A 25,913-nucleotide genomic window follows, 5' to 3' on the forward strand; every position below is an offset into this window, starting at 1 on the left:
CTATTTGACCTCGACCACAGTGCCCTGCAAACGCTGCAAGGCTTCGTTCACCGCTTGCGGCATGAGCTGGCGCAGGCAGTTGTAATGACCGAAACGGCACGTGCGATCGAAGCAGGGGCTGCATTCGATGCCCAGGCGCACGATCTCGACGTGCTCGGCCAATGGCGGCGTGAAACCCGGCGACGTCGAGCCGTAAACCGCCACCAACGGGCGATTCAGCGCTGCGGCAACGTGCATCAGGCCGGAGTCGTTGGACACCACCGCGTCGGCGCAGGACATCAGGTCGATGGCTTCGGCCAGGGAGGTGCCGCCGCTGAGGTTCACCGACTCTTCACGCAGACCGGGAATCAGTCGCGAGCGGATGTCTTCGCCGACGGCGTGATCGTTTTTCGAACCGAACAACCAGACTTGCCAGCCTTCGCGGATCTTCGCTTCGGCAACCTTGGCATAGTGCTCGGACGGCCAGCGCTTGGACTCGCCAAACTCGGCACCGGGGCACAGCGCCAACACCGGGCGGTCGAGCGCCAGGTCGAACTTGGCCATTGCCGCTTCGCGAGTGACCGGGTCAATCTGCAGGCTCGGTCGTGGATAAGGTGTCGGCAGCTCGGCACCCGGCTCGTAAGCCAGGGCCATGAAGCGTTCGATCATCAGCGGGTAACGTTCTTTATCCAGCGTGCGCACGTCATTGAGCAAGCCGTAGCGGAATTCGCCACGCCAGCCAGTGCGTTTCGGGATGCCGGCGAAGAACGGCACCAATGCCGACTTCAGGGAATTGGGCAGCAGAATCGCCTGGTCGTACTGGCCGGCCAGGGATTTGCCGATGCGCCGACGCGTCGCCAGCTCCAAAGCACCGTGACCGAGCGGAAAGCTCAAGGCCTGGCGTACTTCGGGCATGCGCTCAAGAATCGGCCGGCTCCACTCGGGGGCCAGCACGTCGATTTCGCATTGCGGGTGGCGCTGTTTGAGACACTGAAACAGTGTCTGCGCCATCACCATGTCACCGACCCAACTGGGCCCAACGATCAGAATTTTCATGTGGTTTCCATAAACGAGCCGGGGAGGCATACGCCTCCCCGCCTCGAGAATTCTACAAAACACTGCAGATCTACTGTGGGAGCGAGCCTGCTCGCGAAGGCGGCGTGACAGTCAGCATACAGGCTGGATGTGACGGCCTCATCGCGAGCAGGCTCGCTCCCACATTGGGTATCGGGTGTTTCAAATATCCGGTTTCAGCTTAGCCCCAGCTCGCGCCAGATCCGCACTACCTGCCGCCGTTCGTCCACGAACTGGTCGCCCGGTATCACCCCGGCGTCCTTCTGCAAGGCCTGCCGGTGAGCGGCTGAACGGTAGGCTTTATAGGCCTCGCGCAACAGGCTGGCGTCTTCGGCGGGCATTAGCCCTTCCTCCTCCAGCCCTTCCAGAATGCGGATATTGTCAGTCCAGCGCAGCAATGGCGGGTGCGATTCGGACCACGCCAGGGCCGCGTATTGCACCATAAATTCAATATCGACGATACCTCCGGCGTCCTGCTTGAGATCGAACGGCGCCGTGGCCTCGAAGGCATTTGCTCCGGTGCCGGCCGCGGTGCTCTTGCTGCCAAGGTTATCGCGCATTTTGGCGCGCATCTCGCTGACCTCCTGGCGCAAGGTCGCCAGGTCCCGCGGTTTGCCCAATACCGCCGCGCGGACTTTCTCGAACGCCTGGCCGACGTCCGGGCTACCCACCAGCACCCGCGCCCGCACCAGCGCCTGATGTTCCCAGGTCCAGGCTTCATTTTCCTGATACCGGGCAAACGCACCGAGCGAACTCACCAGCAACCCCGACGCGCCGGACGGTCGCAGACGCATGTCCACTTCATACAGCTGACCGGAGTTGGTCTGGGCCGTGAGCAAGTGAATGATCCGCTGCCCCAGCCGAGTAAAGAATTGCGCGCCGTCGATAGGCTTCGGCCCGTCGGTTTCCGCCTGCGGGTCGCCATCGTGGATGAACACCAGGTCCAGGTCCGAACCATGCCCCAATTCCAGACCGCCGACTTTCCCATAACCGACAATGATGAAGCCGGGATCGCATAACGTACCGTCGGTACGCTGCGGCGTACCGTATTTGGCCACGGTCTGGCGCCAGGCCAGGGCCAGCACTTGTTCGAGGATCGCTTCGGCGAGCCAGGTCAGGTAATCACTGACCTTCATCAACGGCAGGCTGCCGGCGATTTCCGAAGCGGCGACGCGCAAGCGGTGCGCCAGTTTGAAATGTCGCAGGGCTTCCATTTGCTGCTCGAGGTCGTCCTCGGGAATCCGCGTCAAACGCTCGCGCAACTCGGCGGCCAGTTCCGGCGCCAATGGCGGTTTGAACAGCCGACCTTCGTTGAGCAATTCGTCGAGCAGCAGCGGGAAGCGGGTGATCTGTTCGGCGATCCACGGGCTCGCGGCGCACAAGGTCAACAAGCGTCGCAGCGCGCCGGGGTTCTCGGTCAGCAAAACCAGATACGCGGAACGACGGGCCACGGCCTCCACCAGCGGCAATACTCTTTCCAGCACCAGATCCGGATTGGCGTGCTCCACGGCCTGAGCCAGCAACCGCGGAATAAAGGCATCGAGGCGCTCACGCCCCAAGCGCTGCATCGCGCGCAATTGCGGACTACTGCGCAAACCGGCCAACGCTTTCAGGGCTTTGGTGGCATCAGCGAAACCGCCCTCTTCCAACTGACGGCAAGCGGCCTCTTCATCCTGAGCCTCTTCCCACAGCGGCAGCCATTCGCCGCCGACCACCACTTCGCTTTCGGTGCCTTCTTCTTCGTCGGGATCAGCGATCACCTGACCAAAGTGCCAGGCCACGCGACCGCGCCAATACATCAGCTGTTCGTGGAAAGCGGTCCAATCGGCGAAGCCCAACATAAAGGCAATGCGCGCCTGATCCTGAGCGCCGTCCGGCAGCATCTGGGTCTGGCGGTCAGCAATCGCCTGGATCGCGTGCTCGGTGTACCGCAGGAATTCGTAGCCTTCGCGCAGTTCGCTGATCACCGCCGGCGGCAGGTAACCCTGACCTTCCAGCGTGCTCAGTACTTTTAATAGAGGACGCTGCTGCAAGCTCAGGTCGCGGCCACCGTGGATCAGCTGGAATGCCTGGGCGATAAATTCGACTTCACGAATGCCACCGGAGCCGAGTTTGATGTTATCGGCCATGCCCTTGCGCCGGACTTCCTGCTGAATCAGCTGCTTCATGGTGCGCAGCGCTTCGATGGCCGAGAAGTCGAGGTAACGCCGGTAAACGAACGGCCGCAGCATGTCTTGCAATTGCGCGCCGGCCACTTGATCGCCGGCCACCACCCGCGACTTGATCATCGCGTAGCGTTCCCAGTCGCGCCCCTGATCCTGGTAATACTGCTCCAGCGCGTTGAAGCTCAGCACCAATGCGCCGGCCGAACCGTAAGGCCGCAGGCGCATGTCGACACGGAATACAAAACCGTCGACGGTCATTGGGTCCAACGCCTTGATCAGGCGCTGGCCGAGACGAATGAAGAACTCCTGGTTATCCAGCGAGCGTTTGACCCCGACGGTTTCACCACCCTCGGGATAGGCGAAGATCAGGTCGATGTCCGACGACAGGTTGAGCTCCACCGCACCGAGCTTGCCCATGCCGAGAATGACCATTTGCTGCGGCTCGCCGCTGCGCCGCCCAGTCGGCACGCCGAACTGCTGACAATGCCGCGAGTACAACCACTGATAGGCCTGATCGATGCTGGCATCGGCCATGTCCGAGAGGTCGCGGCAGGTCTGGATCAGATCGCATTGACGCGTCAGGTCGCGCCAGATGATCCGCACTTGATGACGGGTACGTTGACGACGCAGGGCGCGACCGAGCTCATCGTCGGTTCCCGCTGCATTCACCGCTGCCGCAATCTGTGCGCACAGCTCGCCGGGCGCAAAACTTCGGTCGAGCTCACCGGACTGCACCAGCTCCAGCAACATCAACGGGTCACGGACACTTTGTTCAATCACGAAGTCGCTGGCAGCGGTGACGCGGGCAAATTGCGCCCAGCGTTCAGGCGTCCAGCCGGCCAGGCCATGGTCGTCGGGAAGCACCGCGACTGCCGCGCGGAACGACTGCTCGGCACGGGTGACAAACGGCAGGAGGATGCCAGGCAGTTCGGCAAGCGAAGGGAGGCTCATGGTCTATCCTTGATCGGCGTGTAGAGGGCTGCATGTAGTGATTCGCGAGAATGCACTACCTGATCGACTGTCGAACAAAGGTTAGAAATAGCTGAAATTTCTTTATTTTTGGCAGACAGCATCAAGCTTTCACCTTTTCTGGTTGGCAAAAGACCAACCTTAACGATTATTCTCACAACGCAGCTGGAGGCCACAAGCCGCTCATCTGTAGTTTTACTACTCGTATATACATTCGAAAGGCTGAAATGCCCGATGATTTGTAGTAAAACTACACGCCGCCGGAACAACCTCTCGGCAATCCAAGAATTTATATCGTCTGCCCACAAGGCCAGTCGCAAACTCAGGCAACCGATTCTGGAAGCCTTTCCGCCCTGGAGCAAGCCATGCAAGACCTCGATCCCGTCGAAACCCAGGAATGGCTGGACGCCCTGGAATCGGTTCTCGACAAAGAAGGCGAAGACCGCGCTCACTATCTGATGACCCGTATGGGCGAACTCGCAACCCGTAGCGGTTCGCAATTGCCTTACGCCATCACCACGCCATACCGCAACACGATCCCCGTTACCCACGAAGCACGCATGCCTGGCGACCTGTTCATGGAACGCCGCATTCGCTCGTTGGTACGCTGGAACGCGATGGCCATGGTGATGCGTACGAACCTGAAAGATTCTGACCTGGGCGGTCACATCTCCAGCTTCGCCTCCAGCGCAACCCTGTATGACATCGGCTTCAACTACTTCTTCCAGGCCCCGACCGACGAACACGGCGGCGACCTGATCTACTTCCAGGGCCACACCTCGCCAGGCGTTTACGCCCGTGCGTTCATGGAAGGCCGCATCACCGAAGACCAGATGAACAACTTCCGTCAGGAAGTCGATGGTCAAGGCCTGTCGTCCTATCCGCACCCGTGGCTGATGCCTGATTTCTGGCAGTTCCCGACCGTATCCATGGGTCTGGGCCCAATCCAGGCGATCTACCAGGCACGCTTCATGAAGTACCTGGAAGCCCGTGGCTTCATCCCTGAAGGCAAGCAAAAAGTCTGGTGCTTCCTGGGCGACGGCGAGTGCGACGAGCCGGAATCCCTGGGCGCGATCTCGCTGGCTGGCCGCGAGAAGCTCGACAACCTGATCTTCGTTATTAACTGCAACCTGCAGCGCCTCGATGGCCCGGTTCGCGGCAACGGCAAGATCATCCAGGAACTCGAAGGCGTGTTCCGCGGTGCTCAGTGGAACGTAACCAAAGTCATCTGGGGCCGTTTCTGGGACCCACTGTTGGCCAAAGACGTCGACGGTATCCTGCAACGTCGCATGGACGAAGTCATCGACGGCGAGTACCAGAACTACAAAGCCAAAGACGGCGCGTTCGTTCGTGAACACTTCTTCAACTCGCCAGAACTCAAGGCGATGGTTGAAGACTTGTCCGACGACGAGATCTGGAAACTCAACCGTGGCGGTCACGACCCGTACAAGGTCTACGCGGCGTACCACGAAGCGGTCAACCACAAAGAACAACCGACCGTCATCCTGGCCAAGACCATCAAAGGTTATGGCACCGGTGCCGGCGAAGCGAAGAACACTGCGCACAACACCAAGAAAGTTGATGTTGAAAGCCTGAAGCTGTTCCGCGATCGTTTCGACATTCCGGTTAAAGACTCCGAGCTGGAAAACCTGCCGTTCTTCAAGCCAGAGCCAAACAGCGCCGAAGCCCGTTACCTGAGCGAGCGCCGTACTGCACTGGGCGGTTTCGTGCCACAGCGCCGGGCCAAAAGCTTCGACATCCCGACGCCACCGCTGGATACCCTCAAGGCAATCCTGGACGGCTCGGGCGACCGTGAAATTTCCACCACCATGGCCTTCGTGCGGATCCTCGCGCAACTGGTCAAGGACAAGGAAATCGGTTCGCGCATCGTTCCGATCATCCCGGACGAAGCCCGTACCTTCGGTATGGAAGGCATGTTCCGTCAGTTGGGCATCTACTCCTCCGTCGGCCAGCTCTACGAGCCAGTCGATAAAGACCAGGTGATGTTCTACAAGGAAGACAAGAAGGGCCAGATCCTCGAAGAAGGCATCAACGAAGCGGGCGCCATGAGCTCCTTCATCGCTGCCGGTACTTCGTACTCCAGCCACAACCAGCCAATGCTGCCGTTCTACATCTTCTACTCGATGTTCGGCTTCCAGCGTATCGGCGACCTCGCCTGGGCCGCTGGCGACAGCCGCACCCGTGGCTTCCTGATCGGCGGCACCGCCGGCCGGACCACGCTGAACGGCGAAGGCCTGCAACACGAAGACGGTCACAGCCACATCCTGGCTGCCACCATCCCGAACTGCCGCACCTTTGATCCAACCTACGGCTATGAGCTGGCGGTGATCATCCAGGACGGCATGAAGAAGATGACCGAAGAGCAGCAGGACGTTTTCTACTACATCACCGTGATGAACGAGTCCTACCAGCAGCCAGCCATGCCGGCCGGTGTCGAGGAAGGCATCATCAAGGGCATGTACCTGCTCGAGGAAGACACCCGCGAAGCGGCGCACCACGTTCAGCTGATGGGCTCCGGCACCATCCTGCGCGAAGTTCGCGAAGCGGCGAAAATCCTGCGTGAACAGTTCAACGTCGGCGCTGACGTGTGGAGCGTTACCAGCTTCAACGAACTGCGTCGCGACGGCCTGGCCGTAGAGCGCAGCAACCGTCTGCACCCGGGCCAGAAGCCTAAACTGAGCTATGTCGAAGAGTGCCTGAACGGCCGTCAAGGTCCGGTCATCGCGTCTACCGACTACATGAAGCTGTTCGCTGAGCAAATTCGTCAGTGGGTCCCGTCCAAGGAATTCAAAGTCCTGGGCACCGACGGTTTCGGCCGCAGTGACAGCCGTAAGAAGCTGCGTCACTTCTTCGAAGTCGACCGTCATTTCGTGGTGTTGGCAGCCCTGGAAGCCTTGGCTGACCGTGGTGATATCGAGCCTAAAGTGGTGGCTGAAGCCATCGCCAAGTTCGGGATCAACCCGGAAAAACGCAACCCACTGGACTGCTGAGGAGACACTCTGTGAGCGAACTCATTCGCGTACCTGACATCGGCAGCGGTGAAGGTGAAGTAATCGAACTATTTGTGAAGGTCGGCGACCGTGTGGAAGCCGACCAGAGCATCCTGACGCTTGAGTCGGACAAGGCGAGCATGGAAATTCCTGCGCCCAAGGCCGGCATCGTCAAAAGCATCAAAGTGAAGCTGGGCGATCGCCTGAAAGAAGGCGACGAACTGCTGGAGCTGGAAGTCGAAGGTGCCGCTGCAGCGGCTGCTGCTGCTGCGCCGGCTGCCAAGGCTGAAGCGAAACCGGCTGCTGCTCCTGCAGCGGCCGCTCCAGCTGCTGCGCCTGCTGCTGCGTCTGTGCAGCAAGTGCACGTGCCGGACATCGGTTCGTCGGGCAAGGCCCAGATCATCGAGATCCAGGTCAAGGTCGGCGACACCGTCGAGGCTGATCAGTCGCTGATCACCCTGGAATCCGACAAGGCCAGCATGGAAATCCCTTCGCCTGCCGCTGGCGTGGTCAAGAGCATCAGCGTCAAGCTCAACGACGAAGTCGGCACTGGTGACCTGATTCTGGATCTGGAAGTGGCGGGTGCTGCGGCCCCTGCTGCTGCCGCGCCAGCCCAGGCTGCTGCGCCTGCTCCGGCCGCCGCCGCTGCTCCAGCCGCTGCGCCTGCTGCACCGGTTGCCGACAGCGTCCAGGACATTCACGTCCCGGATATCGGCTCGTCGGGCAAGGCCAAGATCATCGAAGTCCTGGTCAAGGCCGGCGACACCGTTGAAGCCGATCAGTCGCTGATCACCCTGGAATCCGACAAGGCGAGCATGGAAATTCCATCGCCTGCCGCTGGCGTGGTGGAAAGCGTTTCCATCAAGCTGGATGACGAAGTCGGTACCGGCGACCTGATCCTGAAGCTGAAAGTCAAAGGCGCTGCGCCTGCTGCTGCCCCGGCGACCGCCGCTGCTGCTCCGGCACCTGCGGCTGCCAAGGCTGAAGCTGCTCCTGCAGCCGCCGCCCCGGCACCGGCCGCACCTGCTGCTGCACCGGCTAAACCGGGCGCCAAGGTTCATGCAGGTCCTGCGGTTCGCCAACTGGCTCGCGAGTTCGGTGTCGAGCTGAACGCTGTCGGCGCCAGTGGTCCGCACGGTCGCATCCTGAAAGAAGACGTGCAGGTTTACGTCAAGGCCATGATGCAGAAGGCCAAGGAAGCACCGGCCGCTGCTGCTGGCGCAACCGGCGGCGCGGGCATCCCGCCGATTCCGGTCGTGGACTTCAGCCGCTTCGGTGAAACCGAAGAAGTGCCGATGACCCGCCTGATGCAAATCGGCGCGTCGAGCCTGCACCGCAGCTGGCTGAACATTCCGCACGTGACTCAGTTCGATTCGGCTGATATCACCGACCTGGAAGCGTTCCGTATCGCTCAGAAAGCCGTTGCAGAGAAGGCTGGCGTCAAGCTGACCATCCTGCCGCTGCTGCTCAAATCCTGCGCGCACCTGCTCAAGGAACTGCCGGACTTCAACAGTTCGCTGGCACCAAGCGGCAAGGCGATCATCCGCAAGAAGTACGTGAACATCGGCTTCGCAGTCGACACCCCTGAAGGCCTGCTGGTACCGGTCATCAAGAACGTCGATCAAAAGAGCCTGTTGCAACTGGCAGCCGAAGCCGCCGTGCTGGCCGCCAAAGCCCGCGACAAAAAGCTCACCGCTGACGACATGCAAGGCGCCTGCTTCACCATTTCCAGCCTCGGCCACATTGGCGGCACCGGCTTCACGCCGATCGTCAACGCTCCGGAAGTGGCGATCCTCGGTGTTTCCAAGGCAACCATCCAGCCAGTCTGGGACGGCAAAGCCTTCCAGCCGAAACTGATGCTGCCACTGTCGCTGTCCTACGATCACCGTGTGATCAACGGCGCCGCTGCTGCACGCTTCACCAAGCGTCTGAGCGACCTGCTGGCGGACATCCGCACCATCCTGCTGTAACACCGACCGGCCCTCCTTCACCGGAGGGCCCGTCGCGTTCCACGTTTTCCGAGCGCCACGCTCGTACCTCAACCCCGCCAGTTTGGCGGGGCTTTTTTTGCCTGGAAGAAAGTCACCCGACGCCCCTTTCCTACATTCGCGGCTTACGTGGCCCACAACTCCAGTCCACTTCTGCTCGATATTTCTTGCTAACCAATAACTAAGCTTAGTTCAACTCATTATCGCTAAACCTTCATTAGCCAAATTTGCTTAGTTAGCATTAACTCGAATGGATTCGAACATGTTCAAACCGACTGTCGGCCCTATTATTGGCCACACAACAACTAACCACGCGCGCATCTTCTTGCGTGGCGAACTTCAAAACAACGCACAGGTATTTGCAGGCATTCGTTATCGACGGGTAGGCGAAGAGCGCTGGTCCCACGGCGTATTTGCAAAGTTGACGATAGTGCGTGATATGTCCGACGTCATTGCGCTCAACAACCTTGCCGCCGATACCGAGTACGAATACCAGGCGGGCTGGTTCAGCCCCATGAGCCCGGTGCACACCGTGGAAACGGTTCAGGAACTGCCACTGCAATGGCCGCGGGGTATCTACCGGTTTCGCACGCAGTCCAGCAAAGCCACGATTCCACGGGCCTACATCGCCGGTTCATGTCGTTACCTGCGCATGACCGCTGGCATCCCGTCTGCGCCGCATCTGGGGGACAGGATTTTCGCCTCGATCACGAATCTGGCGCAGCAGGCCGAGCCGCCCATCAGCGCTATGTTGATGACCGGCGATCAAATCTATGTCGATGACCTGAACGTCATTGCTCCCGACCGGGAACTCAAGGACATACTCAGCAAGTACCGCGCAGCTTTTTCCCAACCCAATATTGAAAAGTTAATGTCCGGCGTGCCGACTTACATGATCCTCGACGATCACGAAATTGAAGACAACTGGCCCGCCAACGAAAGTAAGGCCGACGCCTATTTATACAAAAACGCCATCGCGGCGTATGAGTTGTATCAAGCCAGTCATAGCCCGGCGCATGAACTTCTTGCCAGCGGTCAAATAAATAGAAAGTTGGAACACTATTGGTATCAATTCGCCGAAGGCGATATCGAATGGTTTGTCACTGACAGTCGGACCCGACGCAACCTGTCGGCCAACGATCGACGCATCCTCGACGAAGAGCAGGAACAGGCCTTGTGCAAGTGGTTGATTCACAGCCCGGCCAGGGTCAAATTCGTGGTCACCAGCGTGATGTTCTACCCCAACCGCAAAGCCCATGGCGACGACGCGTGGAAGGCCTTTCCCGAACAGCGTCTGCGGCTGCTGGAGACCATTCGTACGCACCGCATCAAAAACGTCTTCGTCGTTTCCGGCGATGTCCATGGCTCCCTGACCAGTCGCTTGACCCACAGCGAGGACTCGGACTTCGAGGTTCATACCATCGTTTCGTCACCGCTGTGCAACAGCAAGCTGCTGCCGTACGCCAAGGCATCTACCTTCATCCTCGATCAACCGTTGGCGCGAACAGCCGCTGGCGACTATCAGCATGAACTGACCAGCGAGGTGGTCAGCCAGGACAACTTTGCCCATCTGGTCGTTGATCAGGAGAAGGTTCAGGTCAACTATCACGACCAGGACGGTAACCTTTTGCAGTCGGTCGGCATAGCACTTCGGTGATCCCAAAAAGATCGTCCGAACGCGGCCCGAGCCTTCGGCAGCTCCTACAGGGTGTACGCCATTCCTTGTAGGAGCTGCCGCAGGCTGCGATCTTTTCGGCCAAAAACATTACTTTCGGCCCTGCGCTGGAGAAATCTTCGCGCCTGCCGACATATTCTTATAGCACTTGGCCTTCATGTCTCTTGTCAGTCAGTGTCGCAATGATGCAACCTTGCCGCAGGTAACAGTAAAGAGGGCGAGAGCCCGGCGCGTTCAGCCTATTCGAAGCGAGTTTCCCTCCATATGAAGAGCCAACCCGATGCCGCCAGCCGTATGGTGGCCGAGGTAGTGACGCAGTTGCCTGTGCCCTCGCGGCTTGGCATGCTGCGTTTCGAACGGCTGAATGAAGCGAGCTGGGCGCTGCTGTTTCTCGATCCCAATTGCGAACGACAGTTCGGCCTGCCGGCTGTGGAGCTCTGTGCTCTGGTCGGCTCGCCCTACGCCAGCCTGATGGAGCCCGAAGCGCGCTATCAACTGCATGACGCGGTTCAGCAGCAACTCACCCAAAGCCCGCATTACCTGATCCGCTACACCCTGCACACCGCCGCAGGCTCCTTGAACCTGCTGGAACTGGGCGAAGCCTACAAACAGCACAATCGACACCTGCTGCGCGGCTACCTGCTGGTGGTCGATGGCCTGTTCGAGGGCGAGCAACTGCTGCCCTCCCTGGACCTCGAAACCCAGAACTCTCGCCTGCAAATCGCCCTGGAACTCAATCAGCGCGCCCAGCAGGAACAGCTTCTGCACCTGGACCGGGTGCGCGCCCAGCAGGACTTGATCCTGCTGCTGACCCGCCAGCGCTATAGCAGCAACAACTCCCTGAAAGAAGCCGCCGAACTGATCACTCGCAGTGCCTGTGACATTTACGAAATCGACTGCGCCAGCCTGTGGAACCTCGAAGGTTCACAGCTCGTGCCGATTTCGGCCTATCACCGTGCTAGCCAGGACTACCTGCTGCCAGAGCCGATCGACGTCAGTCTCTTCCCTGATTACCTGGACGCCTTGCACACCGGCCGCGCCATCGACGCCCACAACGCCATACGCGACCCGCGCACCCGGGAAATGGCCGAACACCTGCGCCCGCGTGATGTGAACGCCATGCTCGACGCCAGCATCCGCGTCGACGGCCAAGTGGTCGGCGTACTCTGCCTGGAACAGACCGGTATGACCCGCGCCTGGCAATCGGACGAAATTGCTTTCGCCGGTGAGTTGGCGGATCAGTTTGCCCAAGTCATCAACAACCACAACCGCCGCACCGCCACCAGCGCCCTGCACCTGTTCCAGCGTGCGGTCGAGCAAAGCGCCAACGCCTTTTTGCTGGTCAATTGCGATGGCGTGGTGGAATACGTCAACCCGAGCTTCACGGCAATCACCCAGTACACGACCGAAGAAGTCCACGGCCAGCGGCTGTCGGAACTGCCGGCACTGGAAAACCTCAGCGAGCTGCTGTTCGACGCGCCCTCGGCGCTGGCCAAGAGCAACAGCTGGCAGGGTGAGTTCAAAAGCCGCCGTAAAAACCTCGAACCCTACTGGGGCCAGTTGTCGATTTCCAAGGTTTACGGCGACAACCGCGAGCTGACGCATTACATCGGCATCTACGAAGACATCACCCAGACCAAGCTCGCCCAGCAGCGCATCGAGCGTCTGGCTTACACCGATAACCTGACCAACCTCGGCAACCGCCCGGCCTTCATCCGCAACCTCGATGAACGTTTCGCCCGAGACAGCGATACCCCGATCAGCTTGTTGCTGGTGGACATCGACAACTTCAAGCGGATCAACGACAGCCTCGGCCATCAGACCGGCGACAAACTGCTGATCAGCCTGGCCCGACGCCTGCGCAACAGCCTGAGCCCGAGCGGCAGTCTGGCGCGGTTCGCCAGTAACGAATTCGCCGTGCTGCTGGACGACACCGACTTGCGTGCGGGCCAACAGATAGCCAATCAATTGCTGGCGACCCTCGACAAACCGATGTTCGTCGACAACCAGCTGATCAGCGTCACCGGCTCCGTGGGCCTGGCCTGCGCGCCGTTGCATGGCCGTGACCCGCAAACCCTGATGCGCAACGCCGGCCTCGCCCTGCACAAGGCCAAGGCCAATGGGAAACATCAGGTCCAGGTGTTCACCGAAGCGCTGAACGCCGAAGCCAGCTACAAACTGTTCGTCGAAAACAACCTGCGCCGCGCCCTGACCCAGAACGAGCTGGACGTGTTCTACCAGCCCAAGCTTTGCCTGCGCAGCGGTCGCCTATTGGGGATGGAAGCCTTGCTACGCTGGAACCATCCGGAAAAAGGCATGATCCGCCCGGACCAGTTCATCAGCGTCGCCGAAGAAACCGGCTTGATCATCCCCATCGGCAAATGGATCGCCCGCCAGGCGTGCCGCATGAGCAAAGACCTGACCGCCGCTGGCCTGGGCAATCTTCAGGTGGCGATCAACCTGTCGCCCAAACAGTTCTCCGATCCGGACCTGGTGTCGTCCATCGCCAACATCCTCAAGGAAGAAGCGCTGCCGGCAAACCTGCTGGAGCTCGAACTCACCGAAGGCCTGTTGCTGGAAGCCACCGAAGACACCCACTTACAGCTCGATCAGCTCAAGCGCCTGGGCCTGACCCTGGCCATGGATGACTTTGGCACCGGTTACTCGTCGCTCAGTTACTTGAAAAAATTCCCGATCGACATCATCAAGATCGATCGAAGCTTCATCCACGAAATCCCCGACAACCAGGACGACATGGAAATCACCTCCGCAGTGATCGCCATGGCCCACAACCTGAAACTCAAGGTCGTGGCTGAAGGCATCGAAACTGCCGAGCAGTTGGCTTTCCTGCGCCGTCACCGCTGCGACGTCGGCCAGGGTTACCTGTTCGACCGACCGATCCCCGGCGTAGAGCTGATCGAAAAGCTCAAGCGCTACCCGCGTGGCCCGCTATCTCTGTAACACAGCAGCACCCTGTGGGAGTGAGCCTGCTCGCGATAGCGGTGTATCAGCGACAACGATGCAGACTGCCACGACGCCATCGCGAGCAGGCTCACTCCCACATTTTGACTAGTGATTAACTTGGCATCATTGGGCAAACTGGCGGTCTGACTTTCTACATTCAAACCTGACTGAGGGGACTGATCATGGTCTTGCGCTCGGAAATTCTGGTGAACAAAAACGTGCTCCCGACTAAAGAACAAGCTCTGCCTGGCCGTGAAACTCCAATGACCGTGCCGGAAAAACACTTCGTCCACGACGCCCCGCTGCTGGGCCCGTTCGCGATGGACGTGGATTTCGCGATCTTCGGCCTCGGCTGCTTCTGGGGCGCAGAGCGCAAGTTCTGGCAGCGCGAAGGCGTGGTCAGCACGGCGGTGGGTTACGCCGGCGGCTTTACGCCGAACCCGACGTATGAAGAAGTCTGCTCGGGCCTGACCGGTCACAGCGAAGTGGTACTGGTGGTCTACGAGCCGGCGAAAGTCAGCTACGAAGAGCTGCTGAAGATGTTCTGGGAACTGCACAACCCAACTCAGGGCATGCGCCAAGGCAACGACATCGGCACCCAATACCGCTCGGTGATCTACGCCACCAACCCGACTCAACTGGCAGCCGCCAAGCACAGCGAGCAAGTGTTCCAGGCTGAGTTGACCAAGGCTGGCAAAGGCGCCATCACCACTGAAATCGACGAAGCCCCGACGTTCTTCTTTGCCGAGGCTTACCACCAGCAATACCTGGCGAAAAACCCTGAAGGGTATTGCGGGATTGGCGGTACCGGCGTGACCTGCCCGATTTAAACCCCAAAAAGCAAAAGATCGCAGCCTTCGGCAGCTCCTACAGGATGCACGTCATCCCAATGTAGGAGCTGCCGAAGGCTGCGATCTTTTGATCTTGCTTGTCGATTTACCCTATTCGGCAATCAACCAATCCATCTGCCACCCACCCTGGGTCTGCCCCAACTTCTTGGACAACCACGGCAGCAACTCACGCAATTCCTCTTCCAGACCCCACGGCGGATTCGCAATCGCCAACCCCGAACCGTTCAGACTGTTCGGCGTATCCAGCGGATGCACCAGCAACTCGACCCGCAACAACTTCGGCGCGCCCGTACCCGCCAGGTCCTGATAAAAACGACGCAACATGCGCTGGTCCTTCACCGGGTACCAGATCGCCGCCACGGTTTGGCGCATCCGGCCAATCGCCTCTTTCAGCGACGCCGCACAGCGCTGCATCTCATCCAGCTGCTCGAACGGCGGATCAATCAACATCACCGCCCGCTTCTCCTGCACCGGCAACATCGCCCGCGGCACATGCCAGCCTTCACCCAGATGCACCTTCACCCGACGGTCGCCTGCCATGTTGTCCTTCAGCAGCAAGCCGTCCTCGGGGTGCTTCTCATTGAGCATCACCCGATCCTGCGGCCGCGTCAGACGCCGCGCCAATTCCGGCGACCCCGGGTAATAGCGCAACTGGCCATCCGGGTTCATGTCGTGCAGCACCTTCATGTAATCAGCGGTCAACGCCGGCAGATCCGGCTGATCCCACAAACGCGCAATACCTTCCAGGTACTCACCGGTACGGCTCGCCTGATCACCCTGCAGGTCATACAGACCAATGCCGGCGTGAGTGTCGAGATAGGCAAACGGCTGCTCCTTGCGCGACATCAAAGCGATGATGCGGGTCAAAGTCAGGTGTTTGAACACATCGGCGTGATTGCCGGCATGGAAGGCGTGACGATAATTCATGGCTGCTCCTGCGAAGGGCGGGAAGTTTACCTTGTACCGAGGCGAACGTCAGGACCTCACAGCCGAGCGGGCTATCCCAACCCCTACTTCGGGCATCACACAAACCTGTTTGGACCGGGGACATGGTGGACCCTGTGGCGAGGGGGCTTGCCCCCGTTCGGCTGCGCAGCAGTCGTCAAACCAAGCCCTGCGGTGTGCCTGACAATGCGCGTTGCTGGTTTTGGGGCTGCTTCGCAGCCCAACGGGGGCAAGCCCCCTCGCCACAAAAGCCCTTCGCCGCTACTCCGAAGACCGAGCCTTCAACCGCCGCCCTAACACATCCAGCACATCACACCCATCCCGCAACGGAATGGCACAGAGCAAAGCAAAATCACTAAGAATGAAGGACTGACACTCGATCGAACCGCGCATGGACAAGTTCTCCATCACTTGGGTGACGGCACGAATTCGGTAGTTGGCAGCGTCATACAAAACATCCAGCGGCGCTTGGGTGTCGACGAACAGGGTTGGCATGTCGTCGCAATTGCTGGTGAGTGCCATGAAGCGGCTTTTGGGATGGGGAATTGGTTTTTCATAGGGGGGATCGGGATGAAGTGTTTTCATTTTTTGAGACCTTGGTGGATAAATTCAAGCTACCAACGGCCTTTCCTACGGGCTTGGGTGGCAGCCGTGCGCGGGAGTAGGAAACTGAGGATCCACCAAACTCAGCCACGCCGAAGCGTGTCCCACGCACAGCCGCCGCGAACGATCTTACGGACACGAATAAAGTGCCGCAATCAAACGACAGCGCTGACGCGCGGTGAATTTCCAAGGGTTCCTACACCCTGCCACTGCATTTGCAGCGACAGCCAAAGACTATCCATGGATCTCACTTCGCACCAGTTCATGGAAACCGATATGGTTTGAAGGAAACTTCTGACGACCTTGCCCAGAAATTTCGCTCAAAAAAGCAAACGTGGCGAAAGGCTTCACTGAAGCTGGGCTTGATTTCGCCGCCTGTTGAATCCACCACCTATAGCTGCCGCTCAGTAGCGACAGAATTCGGCCCAGAGTGTGTAAAAACGCCTGCCACTCTCTTACCGCCGACTTCAGACGGAGCAGAATGCCAAGCTATCAAGATCGATCTCGGTGTAGCTCCCCAAATCGCCCTTGTAGAGACAAATCTTGGAAACTCCTAACTCGGCCTGTAAGAACTCAACAAGTTTTCTAAGGTTACCGTTTTTAGACATCGTAGTCGGACTTACTACCGTTGCCTGTCCGGGTTCGTCATCGTAAAGCCTGATCAGAAACACATCCTCTTCGTTCTGTATGTCGTGGTTATAACCGCGGTACGCATATCCAACATCGTAGTCGACATCATCAAATCGAGTAGATTTCACTATCTTCAAAGCAGCAGTCCGTCAAATATCACTCATCAACATAAATGGTACGGATTTATTTGTTGAGCAAGGAATTGGAATAACGCGGAAAATCTAGCGCTCATTATTCTGCATCCTGAGCCTTAGTTTAAGTACTAGCCTTCACCAAGTTGAAAAGTCCTCCTGACTCGCTTTATACAGATCATCAACCCACGCTTCGGACAATTTGACGTACACATCCTCAAAAAACGCTTTTGGATCTTTCATTTCATTCCACCCAAGAGGAAGCGAGGAATGAGACCTCGAATCATGTTCCAAAATTTCAGCAAACACACTTGAGTCACCATCAAGAGCCTCTCTCAACACAAAAAACAAAACAAACTTGTGCCGATAACTCAACGCAGCGAAGCGCTTGACAATAAACCGGGATATTAAAAATTCTCTATCTGAAGGACACTCAGGATCGTACGCCGACAATTCAACCCCAAGACTCTCCTCGCGATCATATATATCGAACCCACCGAGAAAGTGCTCTACACTTGGATTATATGGAACGTTCAGATACGGATGCATCAGCATTAAATTTTCTCTATCGGATAAAGCGCTATAGGCTGCAATGTCTCAAAGTCGAATTTCATTTCAAAGGCATTCATCTGAGGAATGAAACGCGGATTGGCTGGATCTAAAGGATTAGGCTCATATCCCTCACCTACATTTTCAGCCTCCATTCTTACTAACAAATTTCCTTTACTATCCTCTCCAGTAAAACGAGACATTTTTCTAGCCTCCCTTGTCATCGCTTCATTAAAAGCATTCAACTGCGCACTATGGCTTATAAACCTAGAGCTTGGAACGGCTCTCCACCTCTTGCTTTCACCATTAAGTTCGCAGCAAGTGGTTTGTTGCTGAATAGCAGAAACCGAACTATCTGCCCAATTCTTATACATAGCTCGCAGTGTAGAAATCAATTTTTTAATAGGCATAAATAACATCATTTCTCAAAAACCGACCATAACTTGACACAATAGAATACGGACCAAAAATGGGAACCAAAAAGAGGACGGATTTATTTGTTGCTTTTGTTGGTCTGCCCGCGAATTGAGAATATATCCATCCCCCGCCGCTCAAAAATCCGGCACCAAAATCAGAAAGCCACATCAATACGAATAACATTTATTTTAATAAATTTTTGGTTAAAAAACGGGTAGTCATAATGAATATCTTGAGCATCGAAATCAATAAAAGATCTTAATACAGCACCATCTAAATAGCCCGCCACCACACATGAAAAACTGTCATCCTCCATTTCAACTCCGACATATTCATCCTGACTTACTTCCATGCCGACGCTGTCAGGCAAAACCATTTCAAACTCAACCTCGTAAGTTTTACCGACTTCAATTTTAAATGGACAGTAGTTAATAAAGCATTGGACTATTACACCATTGACAAGCAAAACAACCGCCTCTTCGACGATCTCGTCAACCTCCATGACAAGCGCACTATACTTCTTAGTCATTTACTGGCCTCAACTCGTTATCCTTTGCATCACCGTTTAACACTTTCCAGAAATCCTTTCCACTTTTGACGTGCAGGGTCGTGATATCGCCATTATTATTAGTACCGACAAATGCAAACTTTGTATCACCATTCCTCTGTGAATTTCCCAGCAGTTGCAAATAGGCCACTCTAACTTCTCCTTCATACGGATATTTCACTTTTATGCCTTGATTCACTACATCACGAGAAATTTGTAGGTATTCCTCTTTGCTCTGAGCGTCGAACTCTTTTTTCCCGTGTTTTTTATAATGAAGGTCAAGCTTTTCATCATTCCTAAAATTTTTAGGACGCGACTTCGCGTTTGGAGTTTTTACCTCACCGCCATCAACAACCGTCTCACTAACATCATCCGGCGCGCCACACCCAGGCTTATTCGGCGGCGGGCAATTCCCGCTCAACCCCAACGGATCAACCCACCCCGTCGGATTCGGCGTGTACTGGTACTGGTTCAGCCCGCCCGCCAACTTGATCGGGTCCGGCGTCAGGTACCGACCAATCTCCGGATCATAGTACCGATGCCGGTTGTAGTGCAGGCCGCTCTCGGCGTCGAAGTATTGACCCTGAAACCGCAACGGTTGCTCTAGTTGCTCGCCCCCGCCGAACGCCAAGTGCGTGACCTTGCCGTAGGCGTTGTACTTCGCCGACCAGACGATTTCGCCGCTGTAATCCGTGAGCTCCTGCGGCGTACCCAGGTGATCGAGCTGGTAGTAGAACGGGCAGGCCTTGCGCGGGCCTTTGCCGTCGAGCATGGCCAGTGGGCGGAAAGTGCCGGGTTCGTAAACGTAGCTGCGGTGGTGATCCTGGCTATGTTCCGCAACGAGATGGTCGCCTTGCCAGAAGAACTCGGTGGTTTTGCCGTCGACGGTTTTGCTGATACGGCGGCCGAACGCGTCGTAGCGGTAGGTCGCCTGGCTGCCGTTGGGCAGGGTGGCGCCGATCAGCCGATGCTGGCAGTCGTAGCGGTACTCGGTGACCAGTTTTTGCCCGGTGCCGCGACGTTCGCGGATCAGGTTGCCAAAGGCGTCGTAGTCGTAATGGCGGTCGCCTTGCATGAGCAGGCGATTACCCAGCACCTTCGCGGCGCCGGGGTGGTCCTGCATCAGCAGGTTGCCCGCCGGGTCGTGGGCGAAGCTTTCCGGTTGTTGATCGCGGGTGTGACGGACGCGGATCAGGCGGTTGAGCGGGTCGTATTGGTAATTGCGTTGGCCGTGACGGGTGTCGGCGATGCTGTCGAGATTGCCGTTGGCGCTGTAGGCATAGTCGCGGCGATACAGGGTTTGGTGCTGTTGACTGACAGCGTGGGCCTTCAATCGGCCCTGATCGTCGTAGGCATATTCGCTGAGCAGCAGCCCTTGCTGGCGTTGCTGTTCGCGGCCGAAGGCGAATTGGTGAGTGGTGAGCCGCGCGCCGTTGAGGTCGATGGCCGTCAGCGCACCGCCCTTGGCGTGGTGGTAATCGAGTTTGCTGCCGTCCGGCAGGCGCAGATGGTTGAGTTGACCGCAGGCGTCATAGCCGTAGCGCAACGTGCCCCAACCCTGATGCTCGGTGATCAGCCGATCCTGCTGGTCATATTCGAACTCCAGCGGATGGTCGTGGCCATCGTCGACACTGACCAACCGGCCGAGGCTGTCGTAGCGGTATTCAACCTGGATGCCGTCGGGCAGGGTTTTGACCCGCAGGCGTCCGGCCGAATCCCGCTTATAAGCCGTTACCAACCGCGAGCCATCCTCGCCGAACTCGGTTTTCTCCAGCAGTTGGCCATTGAGGTCGTAGGTGTACGCCGTGCGTTGGCCGTCGAATCCGGTTTCCTGTCGGATCAAGCCGTTGGGCGTGTAGTCCAGGCGATATTTTTCGCCGGATTCGTTTTCGATTTCCGTGAGCAACAACTGCGCGTTGTCGTAGCGGTACTGCAGCTGGGTGCCGTCGGGATTGAGGCGGCGGCTGACCAGGTGCAGGTCGTCGATGTATTCGTAGCGGGTGACGCGGCCCAGTTCATCGCGTTCGGCGGTGATCTTGCCGTAGGCGTTGTAGCTAAAGGCGCGGCTGGCGCCGGTAGGAAGCGTGGTCTGGATCAGTCGGCCAACGGCATCCCATTGGTACTGGATGACGGCGCCATGTTCATCCTGACGGGTAATCTGCCGCCCCAACGCGTCGTAGGAAAACCGCCGCACACCACCATCTGGCAGCGTTTCCTCAACCAACTGTCCCAAGCCATTCCAGACAAACACATGCCGGCTGGTGTCCGGGGAACGGATCGACAGCAGCTGCCCTTTGTCGTCGTAGTGGTAATGGGTGACCTGGCCGTCGGGATCGGTCGCTTCGGTGATGTCACCCTGGGCGTTGCGCTGATATTTCCACACCGCTTTGCCGCGGTACCGTGCGTGCAGGAAACCGTTGCGATACTCGTAGGCCGTCGGTTCGTCTTCCGGTGGAATCAGCGCGATCAGCTGTCCGACTTCGTCGTAACGGTATTCGGTGACAGCGCCGAGCGGGTCCTGCTCGGCAAGCAACCGACCTTGGTCGTCGTAAGCCTTGAGGTGCTCGCCACCGTCCAGTTCGACCTTGCGCACCAGCCGCGCCCGGTCGTCGTGGACGTAAACCTCTTCGCTGCCATCGATGTTCTGGACTGTGACACTGCCCTCGTCATCCCAGACGTAACGCGCGTCCATCTGCGCAAACGACGCCCAATGCCGGATGCATCGTGCCGCCTTGCCGGACCGTTCCCACTCCCAGAAGAAACTCGCCCCACCGGCCAACTGCCGCTGCAGGATGACGTGCTGATAGTCGTAGTCGTAGCGCTCGCTTTCGCCGGCGGCATTGGTGGCTTCGATCAGTTGCTCGCGTTCGTCGTAGCTGTAACTGACCAGTGTCTGCTCGGTGCGCCAAGCCTCGTCGAGGGTCTGGGCCGGGACAAAAACCTGATAGTCGACGGCGACCAAATGACTGCGGTCATAGCGCAATCGCAAGGCACGGCCGGCGCCGTTGTCGAGGCGTTTGATGCGGTCTTGTCGGTCGCGGGTGATGCGCAGGCGGTTGTCGTAAGCGTCGCTGATGGTTGTCAGTCGGCCGTTTTGAAAGTGATAGAAACGCGTGTCGTCACCGGCCTGGGCGAGGATCAGTTCTTCGCGTTCATCGCCGAGATAAATCGCCGCCCGCGACAGGCTGTTGTGAATCGCCGGGCGTTCGCTGGTTGGCAACGGAAAGGTGGTGCGACGGTTTTCGTGGTCGATCCAGAGGACGTTTTCGCCATCGATTTCCAGTCGATGAGACAGCGAATGGCTCCAGCCGAAGCCGAGGCCGATATCGATTTCAGCGGCGCTGGTGCGATAGAGCCGGGTGAAGTCGAACGGCAGGATGCCGTCCAGCGCACCGTCGGTGAGGGTCAGCAGTTCTTCGCCGGTGACCATCGACACCGGGCATTTGTTGGTGGCGGTTTTATCAACGGAATCGGTGCTGTCGCCGTTGGGGTTTTTCGCCTGATCAGGGACGTTGTCGTGGTGTTCGTTTTGCTTGAGTGTGGTATTGCGCTTGGCATCCCAGCGCAGTTGCATCCGCCCTTTTTTCAGACCCGCCGCAACACCGCGTGCGGCGACTTTTTTGTAGCGGTCGACGTAGGTAGTGAAGCTGTTGATGATGCTAAAAACCGCTTTGACGAAGCCCTGAACAGCATCAACGATCCGCGTGCCATAGTTCGCAAGGCGCATACCCAGATAGGCAATGCCCGCACCTGCACCGGCGAAGGTCAGGACAACCCCGATCAGAATGTCGATGAGCAACTGCACGACTACCGTCGACACAGCCTCGGCGGTTTTACCGGCGATCTCGCCGGGCGGCAGCATGTCCAACCAGAGGCTGGCGGTGCGTAACAGCAGGCACAACGCCGCTTCGTCACTGGCCAGCAGTTGGGCTTTTTCCATGACATCGGGGGCGGTTTGCGCGAGTTTCTTCAACTCTGCGGCGCTCTCGCCCAACCGCTCACCAAATTTCCCGGGATCCTTGAGGATGTCCGAAAGCAGACCGATGCCGTCCCACACGCCCTCGATTGCCGCCCAACTTCCCGCGAGCATTCCATTGCCTGCAGCAACCGAAGAAGATTCCGACCACTTCGGCTTGAATGTCTTCCATTCATCTTGCAGCCAGTTTTCGAGCTCTTTCGTCAGGCCATCGTAGGAAGAGAAAAGATCTTCAACGTGCTGCGGTGTGACTTCGTTGTGGACGTGAATGCGGTAGAACTTGCCCTCGTCCCCCTTGAACGTCCCTTTGCCATTTTCATCAAGCGTGACAACCGTCGTTTCGCCGCTCTCAAGCGCAATCACATCGACCTGAATATTCCCCACGGGGATGTCATAAACCGATTCAAACTTGCTCTCTATCTCTAGCTTTCCACCCTTTGGGCATTGCACCACGGAGGAGAGAAAATCGTCGTCGCCACTGCTCACCGCTGTGCTGGTGCTGCCGAATCGAATGATCCGTTCCATGCCCATCAACGAAGGCAAATCAGCCGCGTGACTGGCCTTGTCCGCCGCCCGACTGAACCAGTGCTTCAACTGTTCGCGATAAAGAGAAAGGGTGCTTGGGAAACCGTCGAGCTCCTGCTCGATCCGTACAATCTGATCCATCAGTTCAGCTCCGCCATCAGGTAGTCCACCAAAGCTGTTTTGGGTGCTTGAGGCAGGTCCGGTGTTTCAAGAAAGATCGAGACTTTGTGCCGCAAGACGCTTATCGAAAATGCCTCATAAAGATCAGGGCGGTCCTCGCTCAACCACTTCACCAAGTTGTTGATGCGGGTTGTTGCGGACTCTTCGGCGAGGTGTTTGAGCAGCGATTCGGAAACTTCCCACCATGGAAAAACACGAGAAGTTTTCAGCGAGTTACCGCCGATTTCGAGCGATTGACCATTGATCAAACAGCGTCCGATCACCGGCATCAGCTGCGTAGCGTTGACCTCGGCTGACCGAAGAATCGACAGCAAGTAACGCCCGTCCCAGAAGCGGAAAAACACAGCATTACCGTTGGGCAAAAGGACTTGAGTGAGGCTACGAAGATGCTCGACCAACACCTCCTGAGGGGCAGAAGAAACCGCCAGCCAACCCCAATCACGAGACTCGGTGTTGGAGATCCACTCCAGAAACTCACTACCCGCAGCGACGATTCCGACATAAGGCATTACCGGTTCCCACTCGGCGTAAGCGGTGTCGCCCCAGATTGGACTGGGTGCTTGAGCGGAGATCGAACGCTGCCAGGCTTTATGCGGTTCAACGGCGCTCGCGCTGCTGAAAACCGCGAACAACTGCTCGGAAGGTTTGAGCGGTTGGCGATCCAGCCAGTCGAGAGGTGACAAGTGATCAGGCTGCACAGACACCCTCCTTGCAGCGCTCGCACTCTTCGCAAAACGGCGCATCACCTTTCAGGCTCATGATCTGCGCCGCGCTGAGAATCGCCGCTGGTGCGGCGACGAGTTTCAACGGCGTATCCGGCAAGGCCGGCGAAGCAGCCATGGCCGGCATCAACGCGCCCCCCACCTGAATCGGCACGCTGCTGAAAATTCCGCCGGGGCCAATATTGATCCACTGCCCGCCCGCCTGAATCGTCGCGCTGGCCCCGCCGTCGATGACCACTTGCTGACCGGCGCTGACATGGAATTGCTGACTGGCATTCAGCGCCTGGCTGGTCACGCGAATGTGTCGGTCACCGACCACCACCAGGTGATCATCCAGCTTCACTTCGGTCTGGCGCTGGCCATGGGTGATGCGCTGCTCGTCGGCCTTCAGCTCATGGCGAGCGGTGCCGGTGACGACGATGCTGCGGGCGTTATCGACCTGCACCTGTTGATCATTCAGTACGTGCTGAGTCCAGTTTCGCTGGGCACGCAGGTAGATTTCCTCGGCGCCTTTGCGATCCTCGATGCGCAATTCGTTGTAACCGCCGCCACCGGGACTGCTCTGGCTGCGGAAAATGCTGCGGGTTTTGTCGGCGGGCAGATCGAGCGGCACTGGGGTTGCGGCGTTTGGCAGGCAGCCCATCACCAGCGGTTTGTCGGCATCGGCGTCGACGAATCCCACCAGCACTTCCATGCCGACTCGTGGGATCATCACGCTGCCATAACGGTCATGGGCCCAGCCGGTGGCGACGCGCAGCCAGCAACTGGAGTGTTCATCGAGCTGACCGTCACGGTCCCAGGCAAGCTGAACCTTGACCTGGCCGAACTCGTCGCAATGGATTTCACTGTCGGTCGGGCCGGTGACCACGGCAGGTTGATAGCCGAGCATGCGGGGTTTTTCCGGCCCGAGTGGAGGGCGAAACGAAACGTCCCACGGTGTTGCCAGAAAGGTATTGCGATAGCCCTGGAAATCATCCGGGCCGTCACTGGTAGCCGACTCTTCCAGCACTTGCGGCTGGCGGCCATGGTGTTCGATTTCGGTGATCAACCACAGGTCATTCCATGCCTGACGCGGATGCTCGGCCAGGTGTAGGAAATGCCCGCTGACCAATGCCGATTCGTCGCCACGACCTTCGGCCTGACGGAAGTCGGCGTTGTGGCGTTCGAGGGCTCGTTGGGCCAGATGCTTGCCGTGTTCGCGGTCGGTGAATTGGCCCGGGAAGTGGTAATCCTCAAGCACCGGTCGCAGCTCACTGTCGAGGCGGTTTTCAAGTTGCAGGCGAGGTTTTTTGAAGTCGTAGTCGCGACGGGTTACCGCTGTCGTCCGGGTTTCCAGCCGCACGTTGAAACGTTTGATGGCCGGCGCATCCGCCGCCATTCCGCTGCCCGGCAGGTACAGCGTCGGCTCAGACAGACGAGGGAAAACCGTCTGGTCATCACCAAACACCAACAGGTGCCCGTCGAGGCTGTGCTGAAAGTGGTAGTGAATGCCGAGCTCGGCACACAGCCGCTGGATGAACGCCAGATCGCTTTCGGCGTATTGCACGCAGTACTCACGCGCGGGGTAATCGCTGCCGAGCCGGAACTCGAAGGCATCGCGCTGGATGCCGTGGTCCTTGAGAATTTGCGCGACGATCGCCGGCACGCTTTTGTGCTGGAAAATTCGCTGGTTGATGCGCTGACCGAGGTAGGCCAGTCGCGGCACGAGGCTGATTTGGTAGCCCGTCAGGCGTTGTCCGGAATCGCTTTGGCCAACGCGAAAAATCTGACCATGAATGCCGGAACCCTGCGCATCAAAACTCAGAAATGCCTGACGATGCAGGAGGCTTTCAAGTTCGATGTCCGGTCGTTCGCTGACCAGTTCCAGGTCAAAACGGTAGGGCTGGCTGATGGCTTCCGTGCCCGTGAACTCAAGCACCTTGAGCTCATTCTGGACACCGTCGATCGTCAACGTGAAACGCGGTTGATTGGCAGGAGCGAACATCCGATGTGTCTCTGCAGAATGAAGGCGG

At 58.1% G+C, this 25,913-nt stretch carries 15 protein-coding genes; 5 read left to right on the top strand and 10 right to left on the bottom strand.

The features are described from left to right. Positions 1-1,035 (bottom strand): lipopolysaccharide heptosyltransferase II, encoded by a 1,035-nt coding sequence (gene waaF, locus PMI27_RS28400; protein ID WP_033052957.1) that lies wholly within the window; start codon positions 1,033-1,035, stop codon positions 1-3. A 194-nt stretch (positions 1,036-1,229) separates the two neighbouring features. Then, on the bottom strand, positions 1,230-4,169 hold the full coding sequence (gene glnE, locus PMI27_RS28395; RefSeq protein WP_008146268.1) for a bifunctional [glutamate--ammonia ligase]-adenylyl-L-tyrosine phosphorylase/[glutamate--ammonia-ligase] adenylyltransferase: 2,940 nt from the start codon (positions 4,167-4,169) through the stop codon (positions 1,230-1,232). A gap of 383 nt (positions 4,170-4,552) precedes the next feature. On the opposite strand from glnE, the gene aceE reads away from it, so the two are divergent. From aceE to msrA, 5 genes are all read left to right on the top strand, one after another. Then, positions 4,553-7,198 (top strand): pyruvate dehydrogenase (acetyl-transferring), homodimeric type, encoded by a 2,646-nt coding sequence (gene aceE, locus PMI27_RS28390; protein ID WP_008146269.1) that lies wholly within the window; start codon positions 4,553-4,555, stop codon positions 7,196-7,198. Positions 7,199-7,209: 11 nt separating this feature from the next. After that, positions 7,210-9,168, top strand: coding sequence for a dihydrolipoyllysine-residue acetyltransferase (gene aceF, locus PMI27_RS28385; RefSeq protein ID WP_024164513.1), 1,959 nt, complete (start codon positions 7,210-7,212; stop codon positions 9,166-9,168). A gap of 280 nt (positions 9,169-9,448) precedes the next feature. Continuing rightward, entirely contained in the window at positions 9,449-10,843 is a 1,395-nt protein-coding gene (locus tag PMI27_RS28380) for an alkaline phosphatase D family protein (protein WP_008149682.1), read from the top strand. A 282-nt stretch (positions 10,844-11,125) separates the two neighbouring features. Continuing rightward, a complete protein-coding gene (locus tag PMI27_RS28375) occupies positions 11,126-13,822 on the top strand; it encodes a putative bifunctional diguanylate cyclase/phosphodiesterase (protein ID WP_008149680.1) in 2,697 nt (898 codons plus the stop codon). 185 nt (positions 13,823-14,007) lie between these two features. Then, the gene (gene msrA, locus PMI27_RS28370) at positions 14,008-14,655 is read left to right on the top strand and encodes a peptide-methionine (S)-S-oxide reductase MsrA (RefSeq protein WP_008149678.1); all 648 of its coding nucleotides are present in this window, start codon (positions 14,008-14,010) and stop codon (positions 14,653-14,655) included. A 111-nt stretch (positions 14,656-14,766) separates the two neighbouring features. Here the strand turns inward: msrA and PMI27_RS28365 are convergent, their stop codons facing one another. The 8 genes from PMI27_RS28365 to PMI27_RS28325 form a co-directional block, all read right to left on the bottom strand. Further along, the gene (locus PMI27_RS28365; protein WP_008149676.1) at positions 14,767-15,603 is read right to left on the bottom strand and encodes a 23S rRNA (adenine(2030)-N(6))-methyltransferase RlmJ; all 837 of its coding nucleotides are present in this window, start codon (positions 15,601-15,603) and stop codon (positions 14,767-14,769) included. Positions 15,604-15,882: 279 nt separating this feature from the next. Next, complete coding sequence (locus PMI27_RS28360) at positions 15,883-16,206, bottom strand: hypothetical protein (RefSeq protein WP_008149673.1); 324 nt, start codon at positions 16,204-16,206, stop codon at positions 15,883-15,885. A gap of 917 nt (positions 16,207-17,123) precedes the next feature. Further along, a complete protein-coding gene (locus PMI27_RS28350) occupies positions 17,124-17,540 on the bottom strand; it encodes a hypothetical protein (protein ID WP_008149669.1) in 417 nt (138 codons plus the stop codon). Continuing rightward, complete coding sequence (locus PMI27_RS31950) at positions 17,540-17,944, bottom strand: hypothetical protein (RefSeq protein WP_238545874.1); 405 nt, start codon at positions 17,942-17,944, stop codon at positions 17,540-17,542. The genes PMI27_RS28350 and PMI27_RS31950 overlap by 1 nt, the downstream gene beginning before the upstream one ends. Positions 17,945-18,105: 161 nt before the next feature. Then, entirely contained in the window at positions 18,106-18,480 is a 375-nt protein-coding gene (locus tag PMI27_RS28340) for a hypothetical protein (RefSeq protein ID WP_008149663.1), read from the bottom strand. Next, positions 18,473-23,140 (bottom strand): RHS repeat-associated core domain-containing protein, encoded by a 4,668-nt coding sequence (locus tag PMI27_RS28335; RefSeq protein ID WP_008149661.1) that lies wholly within the window; start codon positions 23,138-23,140, stop codon positions 18,473-18,475. Before PMI27_RS28335 ends, PMI27_RS28340 begins: the two co-directional genes overlap by 8 nt. Then, positions 23,140-23,877 carry a DUF4123 domain-containing protein gene (locus PMI27_RS28330; protein ID WP_008149659.1) on the bottom strand — a complete coding sequence of 246 codons (738 nt, stop codon included), beginning with the start codon at positions 23,875-23,877 and terminating at the stop codon, positions 23,140-23,142. Before PMI27_RS28330 ends, PMI27_RS28335 begins: the two co-directional genes overlap by 1 nt. After that, positions 23,867-25,885, bottom strand: coding sequence for a type VI secretion system Vgr family protein (locus tag PMI27_RS28325; RefSeq protein ID WP_008149657.1), 2,019 nt, complete (start codon positions 25,883-25,885; stop codon positions 23,867-23,869). The genes PMI27_RS28330 and PMI27_RS28325 overlap by 11 nt, the downstream gene beginning before the upstream one ends. Positions 25,886-25,913 lie beyond the last annotated feature (28 nt).

Origin of the sequence: Pseudomonas sp. GM41(2012) (genome assembly GCF_000282315.2) — a bacterium.
Lineage (GTDB): Bacteria > Pseudomonadota > Gammaproteobacteria > Pseudomonadales > Pseudomonadaceae > Aquipseudomonas.